The organism is Mesorhizobium sp. M6A.T.Cr.TU.014.01.1.1 (genome assembly GCF_004022765.1).
Lineage (GTDB): Bacteria > Pseudomonadota > Alphaproteobacteria > Rhizobiales > Rhizobiaceae > Mesorhizobium > Mesorhizobium mediterraneum.
Map to the genome: position 1 here is coordinate 1 of NZ_RZPG01000064.1, position 1,718 is coordinate 1,718.

2 protein-coding genes are annotated in these 1,718 nt (G+C 60.3%); both read left to right on the plus strand.

What is annotated here, in order from left to right:
* Positions 1–774: class I SAM-dependent methyltransferase (locus tag EN885_RS32935; RefSeq protein WP_245493194.1), on the plus strand; the 774-nt coding region annotated here is incomplete at its 5' end.
* Positions 771–1,700: a 2-oxoglutarate and iron-dependent oxygenase domain-containing protein gene (locus tag EN885_RS32940; RefSeq protein WP_127295856.1), complete on the plus strand. Its 930-nt coding sequence runs from the start codon at positions 771–773 to the stop codon at positions 1,698–1,700. The genes EN885_RS32935 and EN885_RS32940, both read left to right, overlap by 4 nt.
* The last annotated feature ends 18 nt before the right edge of the window (positions 1,701–1,718 follow it).

The window sequence follows — 1,718 nt, forward strand, 5'->3', positions numbered from 1 at the left end:
CGCGGCAATTGCGCCGCCGATGAGAACTGTACCGCACCTAATTTGCCCCTATACGGAGGAATTGACATGAATACCCTCGATCAGGGGACCGCACTGGAGCAAGCCGCACGCAAACGCATCAAGGATTCCCATGCGCTCGACGGCGACGTCGATCGCTTGGCACGCTTTTATCGTGAATGGGCAAGTTCCTACGAGTTGGATGTCGGCCGGGATGAATACTGCGGGCCGGCGATTGTTGCGGAACTGGCGGGCACGGGGCAGACAGCCTATTTGGCCAATAAGCGAGCAGCCATCGCAATCCTGGACGCCGGCTGCGGAACGGGCCTCGTCGGCGTGGAACTGGAACGCCTCGGCTTCCGGTTGATCGACGGGATCGACCTCTCCGAGGAGATGGCCGAACAGGCCCGGAAAACCCGCGCATACCGGCATGTCCGAGGCGATGTCGACCTTAACGGGCCGCTCTCCGGCTACTCCACCGCGAGCTATGACATTACGGTCTGCTGCGGCGTCTTCACGCTCGGGCACATCCGACCGGACGCACTGCGCGAACTGGCTCGCGTGACGCGCCCCAACGGATTCATCATCGCAAGCACCCGCAAGAGCTATGCGGAGACCACATCCTTTGGGGATGAAGTGCGGCGTCTACAGGATACGGGCGTGCTTGTGACGGCCCAATGTCTCAACGACGGAAAATACATCGCGGAGGAGGGCGCGCATTACTGGGTTTTCCAGGTGACCGATAAAGCCAACGCACCAATGAAGGAGCAACAATGATCACGCTACCGCAAATCTCACTGGCGAAACTGTCATCCGATGCAACGCGACACGAAGAGCGCGATCGCCTTCGCCTGGCCTGCGAGGTGTACGGGTTCTTCTACCTTGAGCACGGAATCCCGAAAGAACAGATCTCCGAAGCGATCAAGGCTTGCCGGCGGTTCTTCGCGTTGCCACAGTCGGCAAAGGAACGCTTCGGTCACTCCGCACAAAACGTGTACCCTGCTACCGCTCGTGGGTACAGTCCATTGCACGGGGAGGTGCTACATCCCGACGCCGGCCCCGATCCGAAGGAAATGTTCGACCTCGGAATCGAGAATGAAGGTGACCGGCGTCCGTTTGCTGGTCGCACACGCCTTCCGGATGACGCGTTAGCTCCTGGTTTCGCTCGAAGCCTGCTTGCTCTGCAGGCTACCGTGGTCAACGAGGTTGTGCCGCAGCTCGGGACCGCGCTGGCCGACCTGCTCGATATGGAAGAGGGCTGGTTCCCACGCCATTTCAGCCCGCCGACGGTCCTCCAACGCGTGATCCGATATCCATCTACTGGCGGCACAGCTGGAAAGCATACCGACAACGGGTTCTTCACGCTGCTGCTGCAGGAGGAACTCCCCACGCGCTCCTTGCAGGTGTGGTTCGGCGGGCGTTGGATGCCGGCGCCGAGCCTCCCCGACAGTCTCGTGGTCAATCTGGGCGACATGCTTCAGGCCCTAAGCGACGACCGCTTCAGGAGCACACCGCATCGGGTCGTACACAGTGGTCCGGCCGAACGAATTTCCCTTCCTTTCTTTATCTATCCTGACATCGACGCTCGCCTAACTTCCCGGCAAGGAAAGCACACCTTCAGCGTCGCGGAAGTGATGCTACGCAACTTCGAGTCAATCTGGGAAACCAGGAATGGCGCCGGACGCGCGCGAGAGTTGCAGTAAGCCGTTCGGTTTTCTCGA